This window comes from Streptomyces sp. NPDC045846 (assembly GCF_056431605.1).
This window is the reverse complement of the sequence record NZ_JBWKKJ010000001.1, coordinates 14,136-29,910: the sequence shown is the minus strand read 5'-3', so window position 1 is coordinate 29,910 and position 15,775 is coordinate 14,136. Positions and strand designations below refer to the sequence as shown.

The 15,775-nt window shown below is 70.6% G+C and carries 14 protein-coding genes; 5 read left to right on the top strand and 9 right to left on the bottom strand.

All coding sequences use genetic code 11. The annotated features are described in order from the left end of the window. Positions 1 to 360, bottom strand: coding sequence for a hypothetical protein (locus AC07F3_RS00135; protein ID WP_479108871.1), 360 nt, complete (start codon positions 358 to 360; stop codon positions 1 to 3). After that, positions 353 to 697: a hypothetical protein gene (locus AC07F3_RS00130; RefSeq protein ID WP_479108869.1), complete on the bottom strand. Its 345-nt coding sequence runs from the start codon at positions 695 to 697 to the stop codon at positions 353 to 355. The genes AC07F3_RS00135 and AC07F3_RS00130 overlap by 8 nt, the downstream gene beginning before the upstream one ends. Before the next feature lie 183 nt (positions 698 to 880). On the opposite strand from AC07F3_RS00130, the gene AC07F3_RS00125 reads away from it, so the two are divergent. Next, positions 881 to 2,218, top strand: coding sequence for a tetratricopeptide repeat protein (locus tag AC07F3_RS00125; protein WP_479108867.1), 1,338 nt, complete (start codon positions 881 to 883; stop codon positions 2,216 to 2,218). Between the two features lie 112 nt (positions 2,219 to 2,330). Here the strand turns inward: AC07F3_RS00125 and AC07F3_RS00120 are convergent, their stop codons facing one another. The 3 genes from AC07F3_RS00120 to AC07F3_RS00110 all read right to left on the bottom strand — a co-directional run bounded on the left by AC07F3_RS00120 (position 2,331) and on the right by AC07F3_RS00110 (position 6,527). Continuing rightward, complete coding sequence (locus tag AC07F3_RS00120) at positions 2,331 to 5,012, bottom strand: fibronectin type III domain-containing protein (protein ID WP_479108865.1); 2,682 nt, start codon at positions 5,010 to 5,012, stop codon at positions 2,331 to 2,333. Positions 5,013 to 5,214: 202 nt separating this feature from the next. Then, positions 5,215 to 5,793, bottom strand: coding sequence for a TIGR03086 family metal-binding protein (locus tag AC07F3_RS00115; RefSeq protein ID WP_479108863.1), 579 nt, complete (start codon positions 5,791 to 5,793; stop codon positions 5,215 to 5,217). 71 nt (positions 5,794 to 5,864) lie between these two features. Then, a complete protein-coding gene (locus AC07F3_RS00110; RefSeq protein WP_479108861.1) occupies positions 5,865 to 6,527 on the bottom strand; it encodes a mycothiol-dependent nitroreductase Rv2466c family protein in 663 nt (220 codons plus the stop codon). Between the two features lie 171 nt (positions 6,528 to 6,698). Between AC07F3_RS00110 and AC07F3_RS00105 the strand changes: the two genes are divergently transcribed. Beyond that, complete coding sequence (locus tag AC07F3_RS00105; protein ID WP_479108859.1) at positions 6,699 to 7,547, top strand: aldo/keto reductase; 849 nt, start codon at positions 6,699 to 6,701, stop codon at positions 7,545 to 7,547. A 9-nt stretch (positions 7,548 to 7,556) separates the two neighbouring features. Here the strand turns inward: AC07F3_RS00105 and AC07F3_RS00100 are convergent, their stop codons facing one another. Next, complete coding sequence (locus tag AC07F3_RS00100; RefSeq protein ID WP_479108857.1) at positions 7,557 to 8,114, bottom strand: DUF1697 domain-containing protein; 558 nt, start codon at positions 8,112 to 8,114, stop codon at positions 7,557 to 7,559. A 77-nt stretch (positions 8,115 to 8,191) separates the two neighbouring features. Next, a complete protein-coding gene (locus AC07F3_RS00095) occupies positions 8,192 to 9,400 on the bottom strand; it encodes a S8 family peptidase (protein WP_479108855.1) in 1,209 nt (402 codons plus the stop codon). 418 nt (positions 9,401 to 9,818) lie between these two features. Between AC07F3_RS00095 and AC07F3_RS00090 the strand changes: the two genes are divergently transcribed. Further along, positions 9,819 to 10,127 carry a hypothetical protein gene (locus AC07F3_RS00090; protein WP_479108853.1) on the top strand — a complete coding sequence of 103 codons (309 nt, stop codon included), beginning with the start codon at positions 9,819 to 9,821 and terminating at the stop codon, positions 10,125 to 10,127. A gap of 185 nt (positions 10,128 to 10,312) precedes the next feature. Continuing rightward, positions 10,313 to 11,224: a phosphotransferase enzyme family protein gene (locus tag AC07F3_RS00085; protein WP_479108851.1), complete on the top strand. Its 912-nt coding sequence runs from the start codon at positions 10,313 to 10,315 to the stop codon at positions 11,222 to 11,224. Between the two features lie 37 nt (positions 11,225 to 11,261). Here AC07F3_RS00085 and AC07F3_RS00080 read toward each other — a convergent pair whose 3' ends face one another. Both AC07F3_RS00080 and AC07F3_RS00075 read right to left on the bottom strand, forming a co-directional pair. Beyond that, positions 11,262 to 11,984, bottom strand: a complete 723-nt coding sequence (locus AC07F3_RS00080; protein WP_479108849.1) for an exonuclease domain-containing protein — start codon at positions 11,982 to 11,984, stop codon at positions 11,262 to 11,264. 106 nt (positions 11,985 to 12,090) lie between these two features. Continuing rightward, the gene (locus AC07F3_RS00075) at positions 12,091 to 13,326 is read right to left on the bottom strand and encodes an SAV2148 family HEPN domain-containing protein (protein WP_479108848.1); all 1,236 of its coding nucleotides are present in this window, start codon (positions 13,324 to 13,326) and stop codon (positions 12,091 to 12,093) included. A 325-nt stretch (positions 13,327 to 13,651) separates the two neighbouring features. Between AC07F3_RS00075 and glgX the strand changes: the two genes are divergently transcribed. Further along, a complete protein-coding gene (gene glgX, locus AC07F3_RS00070) occupies positions 13,652 to 15,772 on the top strand; it encodes a glycogen debranching protein GlgX (RefSeq protein ID WP_479108846.1) in 2,121 nt (706 codons plus the stop codon). The last annotated feature ends 3 nt before the right edge of the window (positions 15,773 to 15,775 follow it).

The window sequence follows — 15,775 nt, the reverse complement described above, 5'->3', positions numbered from 1 at the left end:
TCAGAGGGATGCGGCGGAAGTCGGGTCTCGCCCGTCCGTGAGCGGCGCTGTCATCACGGAGCGTGCGTGCAGTTCCACCGTGGCCGCCCCTTGGCAGACGCGTACATGGGCGCGCCGACTGGCCGTGAGGGTTGCGTACAGGGCCCACTGCGCGGTCTCGCTCGACAGCCAGGCGCGCAGTTCGTCGGCCGCGTAATCGTTCGCACCCAACCGGGCCGCGCACCAGTCCACTTGGGCCCGCATCCAAGAGGCGGCGAGAGCAGGCGAGGGCGTGCCGTGGGAGTTGGTCAGCAGCTCGACGTTCTGGGCCTCAAGCCGTAGGACGGCACGGACACTGCACCGGTACTCCGCGTCATCCATGGCCGGACTCCTTCCGCTCCTCGAACCGCGCCGCCTCGTCGCCGCCGAAGACGGCCACGAGCAGTGCGGCTTCCTGACCGGGGGCGCGTAGGGCGCGTTCGGCGCGGTCGAGTTCCTGCGCGAGCACCGAAGCGCACAGCGGGACGCTGTCGAGTGCCTGCCGCACGAATGCGGCTTCGCTCTGCCATCGCTCGTACTGCTCCACAGCCTCGACCGCGGATGCGTACGCGCGGCGCCGGCTCGGACTGACGGCGCGCACCGCGAGCGAGAACTGCCCCGCGCCGAGCCACCAGCGGCGGAGGCGTCCGAACCCGCGACACGCGAGACGGCCGGTCACAGCGCCCCCGCGCTTCCGTGGAGGGGGCTGCGCTTCACGGTTGGCGTTCACGGATCGGCTCCCGCCGCTAGGTGATCTGTCCTGCCTCTACGCAACCGCACGGACACGCACGGCGGTACCGTTGGCGCAGCGCGGCAGTTTTAAAGCGTTTAAAGCGCCTACCAGCCCGGGGAGTTGGCGGCAGTGGCGACCGAACTCAACGATCACTTGCAACGCTTGTTCACAGAGAGCGGCTGGACACTGAGCCAGTGCGCGCGGGCCGTGAACCGGCTGGGTACCGAGAGCGGTACACCCCTGCGCTACAACGCTTCGGCCGTCCATCACTGGCTCAAGGGCACCAAGCCGCGCAGAGAGGTTCAGTCTTTCATCGTCGAGGCGTTCTCCCGGCGGCTCGGGCGCACGGTGACACTGCCGGAATTGGGTTACTCATCTCCAGTCGATCGAAGCTCCGACCAGCCGGATACGGTTGCGGAACTGATCGAGCTGGGGAGACAGGACATGGACCCGTCGCGACGGAGCGTCCTCGGGGCGGGGCTGTTCTCCGTTGCATTGACGATCCCCGGGTGGCCCGATGTGGTCGACAGGGTCGAAGCGATTCACAGCGGAAGATCCACTCGGATTGGCATGAACGAGGTCAACTTGGTCTCGGCCATGACCGAGCGGGTGTCCGACCTTGACGATCAGTTCGGAGGACGCCATGCACGACCCATGGCCGCAAGTTTCATGGTCAACACTGTTGCGAGCTACCTGAGCGCCGACGCTGCTCCAGAGGTGCGGCAAGCCATGCTGTCGGCCGCTTCCGACCTCTCGTACCTCACGGGATACATGGCCGTTGACGAGGGCTTGCACGGACTGGCGCAGAGTTACTACATCAAAGCACTGGAACTGGCCGGAGCCGCAGAAGACCACCTGACCTACTGCACCACGCTCCGAGGGATGAGCGTTCAGGCAGTCGATCTCCGGCACGGCAACAAAGCCGTGGAACTGGCCGACGCGGCAGCGGCCGCTTCCCCCAAGGCAGGTCCGCGCATGCGAGCATTCCTCGCGGGCCAACAAGCCCATGCGGCCGCGCAGACTGGAGACCGAACAAGCGCCATGCGGTACATCCGTGAAGCGGAGGCCGCCATGGACCGAGCCGAATCTCGCGGAAAGGCGTTCGGCTCGTACGATCCGGCCTCACTCCACTATCACGTCAGTCAGGTGCGCTATGAACTCGGCGACGTCGCGGGTGCGGTCGAGGCGATGCAGGAGTCCGACAGGACCCGCTACAGCGCGTATCGGCGCTCGCGCGTGCATCGTCGGGGACTCCTCGCAGAACAACAGCTACAGGTAGGTCACCTCGAAGCAGCTTGCCAGACCTGGCATTTGGCGCTCGACGATTACCCATTGGTGCAGTCGGGCCGTGCAGATGACCGCATGGCCCGAATGTTCGGGCTACTGCGGCCGTACGTCAAAAATGCCACCGCTCGTGATCTGTACGAGCGCGCACATGCTGTGGTGCCGAGCCGACTTCACACCTGACGCCCCAGCGCCCCGCCACTCCCCTCTTCAAAGCGACGGGGAATTCCTCCACCACAGCAGCCGAGCCTTTACAGGACCTGAACAGGCGAGCCCTACTGGACCTGAAAAGACGTCACCACTTCTCGTCCACCCCAGAACTAGGACTCTGGGACATCGGGAAGGGGCGGGGGGCGGTCGTCGATGGGCCCGCACCCGCCGCTGTGACGGCCGCGATCGAGAACGTGTATGCCTGCCCCGGCACCAGGCCTCCCACCACCCGGAACATCCCCTTCCCTGACGGTTGCGTCACGAGCACGTCCCGGCCCGCGACCTCGATGACCCGTCCGTCGGAGACGGTGATCCGGTAGCCGATGACCTTGGCGTCACCCGTCGCGGCGGGCGGGGTCCAGGCGACGGTGACGGCATGCGACCCCGCCCGCACCTTGGCGCCCGTGGGCGCACCGGGCAGCGCGACGGCCCCGGTGGGCGCGAGGGGCGCCGAGGCGAGTGACGGCGCGCTCTCGCCGTGGGCGTTGCGCGCGGTGACGGTCACGGTGAACGGCCCCTCGGAGGCGGGGAGTTGGCCGAGACGTACGTACGCCTGTCGTTCGAAGTCCGTCGCCGTGACGCTCGCGGTCGCGGCCTGCGTCCCGTCGGGCCGCAGCGCGTGCGCGGTGTAGCCGGTCACCGGGGAGCCGCCGTCCGCGGAGCCCGGGTTGAAGATGACGTACAGCGCGTCGGCGCCCCCGGTGCTCGTGCCCACGCGCGCGGGGGCCTCGGGCACCGAGATCGCCTGGGTCACGCGGTCGAGGACGGAGCGCTGGGCGGGCTCGATCCCGGCACCGGCGAGGACGTCCGGCGGCACGTCGGCGAGCGAGGACATGATGTGGTTGCCCGTGGTCACCAGGCCCTTGCTGTCGCCGTCTGCGGTGCCCTCCTCCCACCAGTTGTCCTTGACGAGCGTGGGGTCGTTGTTGCCCAGCTTGTCGCGGTAGTCGGTGTGGCGGCTGGCGACGTTGGCGTACGCGGCGCCGTACAGGACGTTGCCCTGGACGGTCTCGTAGGTGCAGCCGTTGTCGGTGTAGACGCTCTTGCCGAGGCCCCACTGGTCGTGGATGACGTTGCCGGTGACCTTCTCGCCGTCGGCCATCGACGTGCCGGTCAGGCCCTGGGTGTAGACGCCCCCGCCGTCGTCGAGGAGCTGCATGTGGTCGAAGACCAGGTTGTCGCGCACCGCGTTGTCGTGGCTGGGGTTGGGGGTCGCGGGCGAGCCGATCTTGTCGGGCCAGCCGCCCCAGCCCATGGAGATCGCGCTGTAGCCCAGGTGGTCGAGCTGGTTGTGCGCGATCGTGGTGTGCTGCGTGTAGCCATTGAGGATGCCTACGCCGCCGTGGAACTCCCGTGGCAGCGCGTAAAGGTGATTGTTCGTCACCTCGACTCCGGAGGCGGTGGGCTGTCCATCCACTCCGCCGATCTCCAGGCCGTTGCCGGAGATGTCGGTGAACACGCTGGTCCGCACGGTGGAGTCGGCGGTACCGGCACCGAGTTCGAGCCCGGCGGCGCCCAGGTGCGCGAAGGTGCTGTCGCTGATGTCGATGCCCCGCGCGTACGAGAAGGACACGTTGCCCGGCATCTTCGTCCAGGAGGCGAAGGGACAGGTGCCGCCCGGGGTGAAACCGCACAGCCCCTGGGTCGCCCAGCCCTTGGCGCCGGTGATGGTGTAGCCGGCCTGGATCTCGGAGAAGCCCTCGGGCCCGGAGGGCGTCAGCCAGGTCGCGTAGCTGAACTGGAGCCCCTGGAAGGCGACGTCGTGCAGCGGCGCCTTCGCGGTGCCGCGTCCGTCGACCAGCTTCTCGGCCGAGGCCGCCTCGATGTCCGCGCTCCTGGGGTCCTCGCCCGGGCGGGGCAGGTAGTACACGGTGTGGGCGGAACGGTCGAGGTACCACTCGCCCGGCTGGTCGAGGAGTTCGAAGGCGTTCTCCACGTAGGACGCCTTGCCGTTGTTGGTGAGTCTGCCGGGGCCGACCATGCTCACCGTGCGTCCGGGCCGGTCGGGGAACTCGACGCGCCTGGTGGAGTTGTCCCAGCACGGCTGGGCCATGGTGATCGTGGTGCCCTGGGCGGCGGCGATCCGGCAGCGGGGTTCGGTCCACTGGCCGAGGCCGTTGCGCTCGACGTTCCAGAGCGCTTCCCCGCCGGTGTACACGAACTCGGCGTCGCCGGGGTGGCGCCAGTGCGCGATGGCGTCGGAGCTCGCGGTGTAGCCGGTGGGTGTGAGGGTGAGACCGACCGGCACCTCACCCCTGGCCCGCTGGCCGCGCACTCCGTCGACGTACAACTGCCGGGTGTCGGTGAGGCCTTGGGGTGCCGGGGCGGACCAGAGACCGGGGCGGCCCGGCACCGGCTGCCAGCCCTCGACCTTGCGGCCGCCGCTGATCACCGTGGTCCCGGCGCCCGCACCCTGCCAGACGACGCGGTGCCCGCCCTGGCCCGAGTCGCGGGCGTCGAGCTGGAGCGGCTTGTCCATGCGGTACGTTCCGGCGGCCAGGTGGACGGTGAGGTCGGCGCTCTGGTGCGCCACCCTGCCGCGTGCCAGGTCGCGGGCGCGCGGCAGGGTGCTCACGGGGTGCTGGGCGGTGCCGTCGAAGGAGTCGCTCCCGGAGGGGGACACGTATACGTCGGCGGATGCCGCGTGCGTGTGCGCCGTGGCCGGGGGCACGAGGCCCGGGACCCCCAGGGCCAGGGCGGCGGCGAGCGTGACGATCGGGGCGGCTCTTCGGGGCGCCGTCCGCGGCGCGCTCCGGGATGCGGGCATGTTCCCTCCCAAGGGGCTCACGGGATCGACCCCTTGAGCCACTGGAAAGGTAGGAGCATTGATGCGGCACGGTCAACACATCGCCCAGAACCGTCCTCGAATTCTCCCCATCTTCTCTTAGTCATCGGATCAATGAGCTGGCCGAAGGGGGCGGACGCCTTCAGACCGCGCCGACATCCACGAACCCTGGGCCCGGCGGAGCTCAGGCGGCCCAGTGCGGATCGCGGCCCGAGGCGGACAGGGCCCGCTCCAGGGTGTCGGCGCCGGCGGGCGGGGCGACCGGGTCGGCGAAGCCCTGGTACTGGCGGTAGAGCTCGGCGTTGTCCTCGACGACCTTCAGGACGAAGGCGGCCGACTCCTCGGAGAGCCGCACCTGCTGTCCGGTGGCGCGCGCGACGTCCCAGCCGTGCACCACCATCTCCTTGACGATCATCGAAGCGATCTGCCGGGCGGGCAGCGCCGCCCCGCCCAGATCGACGTCGCCCTCCCACACCGCCGGATCGGCCCAGGCGGCCACGGCCCGGTCGAGCTGGGCGGCGTACCGCTCCGCCCAGTCGGCGTCGGCGGTGAAGTCGCGCGCGCCGAGCTCGTCCGGCAGCGGCTTGCGCAGGGCGCGGTGCTCCAGGCCGTGCGAGGTGTACAGGACCCAGTGGTTGACCAGCGCCCGCACGTCCCACTCCGCGCAGGGAGTGGGCCCGGCGAGCCGGTCGGGGGTGACGCCGCGCGCGATGCGGGCGGCCTCGGCTGCGCATTCGGTCATGGCACGGTGTTCGCTCTTCATGGGAACAGCGTCCCGTCGCGCCGCTCGGCCCGTATTGAAAAAACGCGACAGCAGTCCCCCCGCCGACGGCCTCAGTCGAAGTTGAGCGATCCCGTCCGGGTCCGCTTGAGCTCGAAGAAGTCCGGGTACGCCGCGATGGTGCGCACGCTGTCGAAGAGCCGCCCGGCCTCCTCGCCGCGCGGAATCGAGCTGAGCACCGGCCCGAAGTAGACCTTGCCGTCCAGGTGCATCGTCGGGGTGCCGACGTAGCCGTCCTCGGCCGGGTCCTTGCCCGCGTCGTGGCTGCGGCGCACGGCCTCGTCGTACGCCGGGTCGTGCGCCGCGGCGGCGAACGAGGCGGGCAGGCCGAGCTCTTCGAGGGACTGGGCGATCACCTCGTCGAAGTCCTTGTTCTTGTCCTGGTGGATGCGGGTGCCGAAGGCGGTGTACAGGTCCCGCAGCACGAGGTCGCCGTCCGCCGCGGCCGCCGCGACCGCGACAGCGACCCGGACGGGTCCGATCGAGCGGTCCACCAAGTCCCGGTACCAGTCCGGCAGTTCGTTGCCGATGTTGTGCAGGTACAGGCTCATCGGCCGGAATCTCAGGTCGATGTCGCGGTGCTTCTCGACCTCCAGCATCCAGCGGGAGGTGATCCAGGCGAAGGGGCAGGCCGGGTCGAAGTAGAAGTCGACGGTGGTGCGCTGCGGGGCGTCCGTCGTGGTGGTGGTCGTGGTGTCCGTCGTCGTGTTGGTCATGGCTCGACCCTAGCCCGGCAATGGCCCTCGGCCATGGGCCATTGCCCCCTACATTCACTGGGCCATTTGATGACGGTCGGGCTCCCGGCTCCCGGCACGCCGCAGCCATGCGCCCGTGATCGCGAAGGGGCGCGCGGGCCGGGGCCCACCGGGGTCCGATACGGTCCCGCCATGACCTCTGAGACCTTTGCGCTCGGCGGGAACCGCCCCCTGCGCCGGCTCGGCTTCGGCACCGCTCAGCTCACGGGCCCCGGCTACTGGGGGCCCCGGGGCGATCGGGCCCACGCCCTCGCGGTGCTGCGCCGGGCGGTCGAGCGCGGCGTCACGCTGATCGACACCGCCGACAACTACGGTCCCGGCCTGGCCGAAGAGCTCGTCGCGGAGGCCCTCCACCCCTACCCCGCCGAGGTGGTGGTCGCGACCAAGGGCGGTGTCGTACGGACCAGTGACAGCGCCTGGCACATCGCGGGGCGGCCCGAGCAGCTGCGGGCGATGTGCGAGGCGAGCCTGCGCCGGCTGCGGGTGGAGACGATCGACCTGTACCAGCTGCACCGGCTCGACCCCGAGGTGCCGCTGGCCGAACAGCTGGGCGCGCTCGACGAGTTGAGGCGGGAGGGCAAGATCCGGCACATCGGCCTGGACACCGTCTCCGCCGAACAGGTGGAACAGGCCCTGCGGCTGACCCCCATCGCCTCGGTGCAGAACCGCTTCAACCTCCTGGACCGGGAGTCGGAGGCGGTCCTGGCCCTGTGCGAGGCACACGGCCTGGCGTTTCTGCCCTGGTTCCCGCTGGCCAACGGCGCCCTCACCGGCGACGCGGCCGCCGCGCTCGACCGCATCGCGGGCCGGCACCGCGCGACCAGGGGGCAGATCGCCCTGGCCTGGCTGCTGCACCGCTCCCCCGTCCTGTGCCCGACCCCCGGCACCGGCTCCCTCGATCATCTGGACGAGAACCTGGACGCGGCCCACATCCATCTGCGCCAGGCCGAGTTGGAGGAGCTGGCCGCAGTCGAAGCATGATGCCCCGGCTCAGGCTCCCGCCTCCGTCAGCTGAACCAGCGCCTTGACGGTGTTCCAGTTGCGGGAGGTCGCGTCGACCCCCTTGAGCAGACCGGGCCGCGACAGAGCGGCGGCGAGCGGCGACCTCCCGAGGCCCTGGGGCGCGTACAGATAGAGCACCTGGTCACCCAGGCGGAACTCCTCGGGGAGGAAGGCGGCCTGGTCGATGGAGGCGAAGCGGTCGGCGGTGACCGTCGGGCCCGCGAAGAACGTCGCGTGCAGCTGCTTGCCCTCCAGCTCGCCGGCCGGGAAGGGGCAGGCGTCGAGGACGGACCGCAGATAGGGGCCGCCGCGCACCATGCAGTCGACGTGGAAGCCGAAGTGCTTCTCAAGGGCGGCCTCCAGGTCGGCGGCGAGCGCGTCCGGGTCGTCGGAGGCGGCGGTGAAGACGGCGTTCCCGCTGTTGAGGTACGTCTTCACGGCATCGTGGCCCAGCTCGCCCAGGATTCTTCGGAGCTCCGCCATGGGAACTCGCCGGTTCCCGCCCACATTGATGCCGCGCAGCAGAGCGGCGTACGTCGTCGTCATGGACCCACCCTAGGGCGGCCCCCGCGCCCCGTGGGGGACGGGCGCGGGGGCCGCCGTTCAGCGCTGCCGGGCGCCGTCTACTCGACGATCTTCAGCAGCTTGTTCGGGGTGCCCGGGCTCGCGTTGGAGATCTTGTCCGCCGTGGCGCCCTTGGTGAGGGCGTCGGAGACCTGGGCCGGGCTGGCGTCCTTGTGCCCGGCGAGGTAGACCGCGGCCGCGCCGACGACGTGCGGGGTCGCCATGGACGTACCGGAGATGGTGTTGGTGGCGGTGTCGCTGGTGTTCCAGTCGGAGGTGATGTCCGAGCCGGGGGCGTAAAGGTCCACCACGGAGCCGAAGTTGGAGAAGCTGGACTGCTGGTCGTCCTTGGTGGAGGAGGCGACGGTGATCGCCTCCTTGACGCGCGACGGCGAGCCGTTGCCCGCGTCGGCGGACTCGTTTCCGGCCGCCACGCCGAAGGTGACACCTGAGGCGATCGCCTTCTGGACGGCCTCGTCGAGCGCCGGGTCGGCGGTGCCGCCGAGGCTGAGGTTGGCGACCGAAGGACCCTTGTGGTTCTTGGTGACCCAGTCGATGCCCGCGACGACCTGCTCGGTGCTGCCGGAGCCCTGGTTGTCGAGGACCCGCACCGCGACGATCTTCGCCTTCTTGGCCACGCCGTGCTCGGTTCCCGCGATGGTGCCCGCGACGTGCGTGCCGTGGCCGTTGCCGTCGTCGGCCTTGTCGTTGTTGTCGACCGCGTTGAAGCCGTAGGAGGCCCGCCCGCCGAAGTCCTTGTGGGAGATGCGGACTCCGGTGTCGATCACGTACGCGGTGACGCCGTCCCCGGCGCTGTCCGGGTAGGTGTACTTGCCGTCGCCCTTGGTGTCGGCCTGGTCGATCCGGTCCAGGCCCCACGACGGCGGGTTCGCCTGCTCCGCGTTGATGTGGAACTTCTTGTTCTGTACGACCTTGCCGACGGAGGGGTCGGCGGCGAGACGCTTGGCCTCGGTCTGCGAAAGCCCGCTCGCGGAGAAGCCGTTGAGGGAGGAGGAGTAGTCGCGCCGCAGCGTGCCTCCGTATTCCTCGGCGAGCTTGCGCTTGGAGTCGGCCGTCGCCGACTTGTCGAGGAGGACGATGTAGCTTCCGTCGACCGCGTCCTGGGCGTTCAGTCCGTAGACCGTGCCTTCGGCGGGGGCGGCTCCGGCGAACGGGGAGTTCAGCGCGGTCACTCCGGCCGCCGCCACGACGGCGGTTATGGCTGCGGTGAGCTTGATCTTCTTGCTCGCACGCTTGTGAGATGCCATGAAGAGGGGTCTCCTCGTCACTATTTGTGGGGGGTTTGCCTACCGGAGGGAAACTTTCCGGGGCTGGTTCGAAACCCTTGCCGATTGACGCGCGCAGATCAAGGCCTTCATTCAGCTGTGACTTACTCAACAAGCTTCTGTAATCAGAAACCGGTCGGCAGGGAACAACTCGGGCCCCGTGAAGGGCCGGTGGACACTCTGTGTGAACCCGCCGACCTTGAGGCTGCTCCAACTCCCTTTACGTGTAAGGGGCTTCGGTACTCCTCGGTGGGGATGCCGCCACACCGCGGGGATGAGCCGGAGCCCCACGAGTTCACCTGGGAGCAGGACGAGGCGGCCGGATCGCGCCCCTAGCGTCGAAGGGTGGACGACGGCACCCGGCCGTCGACCACCACCAGGGGGAAGCGGGACATGGAGCGTGGGGTCACGAAGGTGCGCGGCGTCGCCGCCCGGGAACCCGATGCGCTGCGCCCTGCTCCCGGCGGCGATGGTCCTGCTCGGCGACCGCGACTGGTGCTTCCCGACGCGGCTGCGCCTGCTGCCGGACCTCACCCACGAGGACCCGGCGCACGCCGCGCCGACCCAGACCGCCCCGGCCCGTTCGGGGGACGGGCCGGGGCACCCGGAGGGAGCGGTACGGGTCCGACGGACCCGGCCGCCTCCCGCGGGCGGACTCAAGGAGCCGCCCCCGGTTCAGAACCCGGCGCGCCGTCACCCCGACAGCTGACGGCGCGCCGGATTCTCGTTGCCCGTCCTCCCCTTCCGGCTGCCGCGCGGACTGCGCGGACTGCGCGAAGCAGGCGCAGCCGGGGAGTGCGCTCCGCGCGGGATGTCCTCCTGGAGCTCGGTCGTCCAGGCAACCTGCGTGAATGCGAGACTTGGCCGGTACGGGACGAGCACCGGGAGACGAGCATGGACGAGGCACGGGCGCGCGAACTGCTGGCCGCGGCGGCACTGAGCGACCCCGGCGGTCTCGCCGGAGCCGCCGAGGCCGAGCTGCTGGCCCTGGGCGAGAACGCGGTCTTCGCACTGCCCGGCGCCGCGCACACCCCGGCGGCCGCGCTGGTCGTCAAGGTCGGCCGCGATGCCACCGCCCATCCCGAGCTCCTCGATCGCGCCGAGCGGGAACTGGCCATCGCCCACTGGCTCGCCGAGGCCGGCATCCCCGCGGTCCGGGCCGCCGAGCCCGAGCCGCGGCTGGTCGAGGGGCACCCGGTGACCGTGTGGCACCGGCTGCCCGCCGCCGAACGCCCGGCCACCCCGGCCGACCTGGCCGCACTCCTGCGACGCGTCCACGCCCTGGCGGAGCCCGCCTTCCCGCTGCCCCGCCGCGAACTCCTCGGCGGTGTCGAGCGCTGGCTGCGTCTGGCCGGTGACGCGATCGACCCGGCCGACGCCGCGTATCTGCGGGCCCGCAGGGACGGCTTCGCGGCCGCGGCCGCGGCGCTCACCCCCCGTCTGCCGCTCGGCCCCATCCATGGCGACGCCCTCCCCCGCAATGTGCACATCGGTCCCGAAGGGCCGGTCCTGGTCGACCTGGAGACCTTCTCCGCCGACTTCCGCGAACACGACCTGGTCGTCATGGCGCTGTCCCGCGACCGGTACGGCCTGCCCGCCGAGCAGTACGACGCGTTCGTCACCGCCTATGGCTGGGACGTACGCGAGTGGGACGGCTGCGCGGTGCTGCGGGGTGCGCGGGAGACGGCCAGCTGCGCCTGGGTCGCCCAGCACGCCCCCACCAACCCGAAGGCGCTCGACGAATTCCGCCGCCGTGTGGCCTCACTGCGTGACGAGGACCCCGAGGTCCGCTGGTATCCGTTCTGAGCCGCCCGCCGAGCGCGCCCCGTCCCCGGCTCTGGTCTCAGCCCTGGGCCGGGGCCAGTTCGCGCAGCGGCCAGGAGCCGTCGACGACCGCGTCGGCCGTGCCCTTCTTGCGCAGGAACTGCTGGAAGTCGGCCGCCCACTCGGCGTACCAGTGGATCTGACGGTCATGCAGCTCTCCGGGGGCGAGCCGCGCCACCTGGGGGTGGCGCTCGGCTATCGCCACGGCCACCCGGGCCGCCGCCAGCGCGTCGGAGCCCGCGTCGTGCGCCGCCTCCAGGACCACTCCGTACTCGGCGCACACCGCTTCGAGGGTGCGCCTGCCCTTGCGGTAGCGGTCGACGGAGCGGTCGATCGTGTACGGATCGACGACGGGGCCTATGGGCGCCCCGTCGAGCCGGTCGGTCAGCGAGGGCAGATGGTGCCGCCGCAGTTCGGCGGCGAGCAGCGTCAGGTCGAAGGCCGCGTTGTAGGCCACCACGGGCACGCCCCGGCGCCAGTGCCCGGTCAGCGCGTCGGCGACCTCGTCGGCCACCTCGGCGGCGGGCCTGCCCTCCGCCGACGCCCGTTCGGTGCTGATCCCGTGGACCGCGGAGGCCTGCGCCGGGATCCGTATCCCCGGATCCGCGAGCCAGCCGCGCCGCCCCACCACGTCGGCGCCCCGCAGTTCGACGATCGCGGCCGTCACGATGCGCGCCTCGCGCGGCTCGGTGCCGGTCGTCTCCAGGTCGAAGCCGACCAGCGGCTCCAGGTGCCAGCTCATGCTGCCCCTCCTTCGTGGTGCTTTCCCCCAGTTGACGACCACCCTCGCACGCGGCACTGACAATCGGCCGGGCGGCCGGAATGCACCGGGGAAGTCTCACCACAATTCAGGACACAGGGCGCGAATCCGCCCACACGGACTCGAACTCCTCGCGGTACGTCTCGAAGAGCCCGTGCTCCACGTCCTGCCCCGGCCGCACCACGCCCCGCCGCCCGCCCCCGCGCAGCACCAGCACCGGCGCCTCCATCCCCCGCGCCCGCCGCAGATAGGACTGCACGACCGCGACGCCGTCCGCGCCGTCTCCGTCCACGAGGTAGGCGGTGAAGCGCGGCGTCTCGTCGAAGACCTGGATCTCGAAGGCCCCCGGATCGCGCAGCCGGGCCCGCACCCGCCGCATGTGCAGAATGTTCATCTCCACGGAACGGCTCAACTCGCCCTTCTTCAGGCCGAGTTCACGCTCGCGGCGCTTGACCGCGCTGCTCGCCGGGTTGAGGAAGAGCAGCCGCACGCGGCAGCCCGACTCGGCCAGCCGCACCAGTCGGCGGCCCGAGTAGTTCTGCACCAGCAGGTTGAGCCCGATGCCTATCGCGTCCAGCCGGCGGGCGCCGCCGAAGAGGTCCTCGGCGGGCAGCTGGCGCTGGAGGCGTACCCGGTCGGAGTGCACGGAGACGACGTCGGCGTACCGGTCGCCGACCAGGTCCTCCACCGCGTCGATGGGCAGGCGGTGCGCGCCGGGAGCTCCGCCCGCACCGCCGAGCACGTCCAGGAGCCGCGCCGAGGCCCGCTCCGCCTGGGCGAGCACGGCCTCGTTCAGCGCCCGGTTGCGGGAGACGACGTTGCGCGCCACCTCCAGCTCGTCCAGGGCGAGTTCGACGTCGCGCCGGTCGTCCACGTACGGCTCGAAGCAGGGCCAGTGCTGCACCATCAGCTCGCGCAGCTGCGGGAGCGTGAGGAAACTGAGCACGTTGTCGTCGGCGGGGTCCAGCAGATAGCCCTTGCGGCGCGAGACCTCGCGCACCGCGACGGCGCGCTGCACCCACTCCTGGCCCGCCGGTCCGGCCGCCGCGACCACCCAGTCGTCGCCGTGGACCGGCTCGTAGATCGGCCGGAGCACGGCAGCCACCACGGCGCGCAGCCGCTGCTCCACCAGGTTCAGCCAGATGTAGGCGCGCCCGGCCCGCTGGGCTCGCGTACGCACCTCGCTCCAGGCGTCCGCGCCCCAGTCCAGCTCCGCCCCGATCTCCATCGGACGCGCGAGGGAGACCGCCCCGGGCGGGATGTCGCCGGACTCCCCCTCATGACCCGTGTCACCAGGGGGCAGCTCAAGACCTCCCGAGCTCACCCGCGCACCGCCTTCCGCCCCCCGGCAAACCCCTGCGGGCCCGACCCGCCCCGCACAGCCTTCAACGATCAAGGAAGGGTACTCCGGGAGCCGGAGGCCCTGCAGCCCGATGCCGAGTCGAGTTTCCCAACTCGCCAGAGGATACGGCCTGTTCTGATGGGCACTATCTGACGGGGTGAGCGGATTCATAGCGCTTGCGCCGAGCCGAGCGGACCGGGGTCACCCATTGGCGCACGCGCACGTCCTGGGTGACCGTCGTCTTTTCAGGGAGGATCTGGCCGAACAGCCCCTCAGCACCCCGAGCGGAAGTGGAAGAGTCTTGCCCATGCAGGTATGGCCGGGACAGGCTTACCCACTCGGCGCCACGTACGACGGCGCCGGGACCAATTTCGCGGTCTTCTCCGAGGCCGCCCGTCGGATCGAGTTGTGTCTGCTGCACGACGACGGCTCGGAGACCGCCGTCGAACTGCGCGAGTCCGACGCGTTCGTGCGCCACGCCTATCTGCCCGGCGTCCTGCCGGGCCAGCGCTACGGCTTCCGGGTGCACGGACCGTACGAGCCGCAGCAGGGGCATCGCTGCAACTCGGCGAAGCTGCTGCTCGACCCGTACGCACGTGCCATAAGCGGCAGCGTCGAATGGAACGAGGCGGTCTACGGCTACCACTTCGGGCGCCCCGACAGCCGCAACGACCTGGACTCGGCGCCGCACACGATGGCCTCGGTGGTGGTCAACCCGTTCTTCGACTGGGGAGACGACCGGCCGCCGCGGACCGACTACCACCACACCGTCTTCTACGAGGCCCATGTCAAGGGCCTGACGATGCTCCATCCGGAGCTCCCCGAGGACCAGCGCGGCACCTACGCGGCCCTCGCCCACCCGGCCGTCATCGATCACCTGACGCAACTGGGCGTCACGGCGCTCGAGTTGATGCCGGTGCACCAGTTCGTCAACGACCACCGGCTCGCGGACGCCGGGATGTCGAACTACTGGGGCTACAACACCATCGGGTTCTTCGCCCCGCACAACGCCTACGCCTCCTGGGGCGACCGGGGCCAGCAGGTCCTGGAGTTCAAGCAGGCGGTCCGGGCGCTGCACGAGGCCGGCATCGAGGTCATCCTCGACGTCGTCTACAACCACACGGCCGAGGGCAACCACCTCGGCCCGACCCTCTCCTTCCGCGGCCTGGACAACGCGCAGTACTACCGGCTCGCCGAGGACCCGCGCTACTACGAGGACACCACCGGCACCGGCAACAGCCTCCTCATGCGGTCCCCGCACGTCCTCCAGCTGATCATGGACTCGCTGCGCTACTGGGTGACCGAGATGCACGTGGACGGCTTCCGCTTCGACCTCGCGGCGACGCTGGCCCGCCAGTTCCACGAGGTGGACCGGCTCTCCTCGTTCTTCGACCTGGTCCAGCAGGATCCGGTGGTCAGCCAGGTCAAGCTGATCGCGGAGCCGTGGGACGTGGGCGAGGGCGGCTACCAGGTGGGCAACTTCCCGCCGCTGTGGACCGAGTGGAACGGCAAGTACCGCGACACCGTACGGGACTTGTGGCGCGGCGAGCCGCGCACGCTGGCCGAGTTCGCCGGGCGCCTCACCGGCTCGTCCGACCTCTACCAGGACGACGGGAGGCGGCCGTTGGCCTCCATCAACTTCCACACCTGCCACGACGGCTTCACCCTCAACGACCTCGTCTCGTACAACGACAAGCACAACGACGCCAACGGCGAGGGCAACCGGGACGGCGAGAGCCACAACCGCTCCTGGAACTGCGGCGTCGAGGGCCCCACCGACGACGGTGAGGTGACGGAGCTGCGCGCCCGGCAGATGCGGAACTTCGTCGCCACCCTGATGCTGTCGCAGGGCGTGCCCATGCTCAGCCACGGCGACGAGTTCGCCCGCACCCAGGGCGGCAACAACAACGCGTACTGCCAGGACACGGAGCTGTCGTGGGTGCACTGGCCGGACCCCGGTGACGACGCCGACGGCACGCTGCTGGCGTTCACCCGGGCCATGGTGGGGCTGCGCCGGGACCATCCGGTCTTCCGGCGCAGGCGCTTCTTCCACGGCCGCCCCGTACAGGGCACCCACGACGAGCTCTCCGACATCGCCTGGTTCACCCCCGAGGGCGAGGAGATGGCGGACCGGGACTGGCAGTCGGCCAACGCGAAGGCGCTGTCGGTGTTCCTCAACGGCAACGCGATCTCCGAGCCGGGGCCGCGCGGCGAGCGGATCGGTGACGACTCGTTCCTGCTGATGTTCAACGCCAGCGCGGAGGAGATCGACTTCGTGGTGCCGGTCAACCACGGCCGGCAGTGGCAGGTGGTCGTCGACACCGCGCGGCCCGAGGGCGTGCCGCCGGGCGACGGTCCCAAGGTGGCCGCGGGTGAGCGGGTGGTGCTGATCGGGCGGAGCCTGACGGTGCTGCGGCGCCCCGCCTAGCGT

What these genes read in the sequence shown, in the direction of transcription:
- AC07F3_RS00100 (WP_479108857.1), bottom strand. Translation starts at nt 8,114, where the DNA reads ATGACGACGACGTACGCCGCTCTGCTGCGCGGCATCAATGTGGGCGGG.
- AC07F3_RS00110 (WP_479108861.1), bottom strand. Translation starts at nt 6,527, where the DNA reads ATGACCAACACGACGACGGACACCACGACCACCACCACGACGGACGCC.
- AC07F3_RS00135 (WP_479108871.1), bottom strand. Translation starts at nt 360, where the DNA reads ATGGATGACGCGGAGTACCGGTGCAGTGTCCGTGCCGTCCTACGGCTT.
- glgX (WP_479108846.1), top strand. Translation starts at nt 13,652, where the DNA reads ATGCAGGTATGGCCGGGACAGGCTTACCCACTCGGCGCCACGTACGAC.
- AC07F3_RS00080 (WP_479108849.1), bottom strand. Translation starts at nt 11,984, where the DNA reads ATGAGCTGGCACCTGGAGCCGCTGGTCGGCTTCGACCTGGAGACGACC.
- AC07F3_RS00085 (WP_479108851.1), top strand. Translation starts at nt 10,313, where the DNA reads ATGGACGAGGCACGGGCGCGCGAACTGCTGGCCGCGGCGGCACTGAGC.
- AC07F3_RS00120 (WP_479108865.1), bottom strand. Translation starts at nt 5,012, where the DNA reads ATGCCCGCATCCCGGAGCGCGCCGCGGACGGCGCCCCGAAGAGCCGCC.
- AC07F3_RS00115 (WP_479108863.1), bottom strand. Translation starts at nt 5,793, where the DNA reads ATGAAGAGCGAACACCGTGCCATGACCGAATGCGCAGCCGAGGCCGCC.
- AC07F3_RS00105 (WP_479108859.1), top strand. Translation starts at nt 6,699, where the DNA reads ATGACCTCTGAGACCTTTGCGCTCGGCGGGAACCGCCCCCTGCGCCGG.
- AC07F3_RS00095 (WP_479108855.1), bottom strand. Translation starts at nt 9,400, where the DNA reads ATGGCATCTCACAAGCGTGCGAGCAAGAAGATCAAGCTCACCGCAGCC.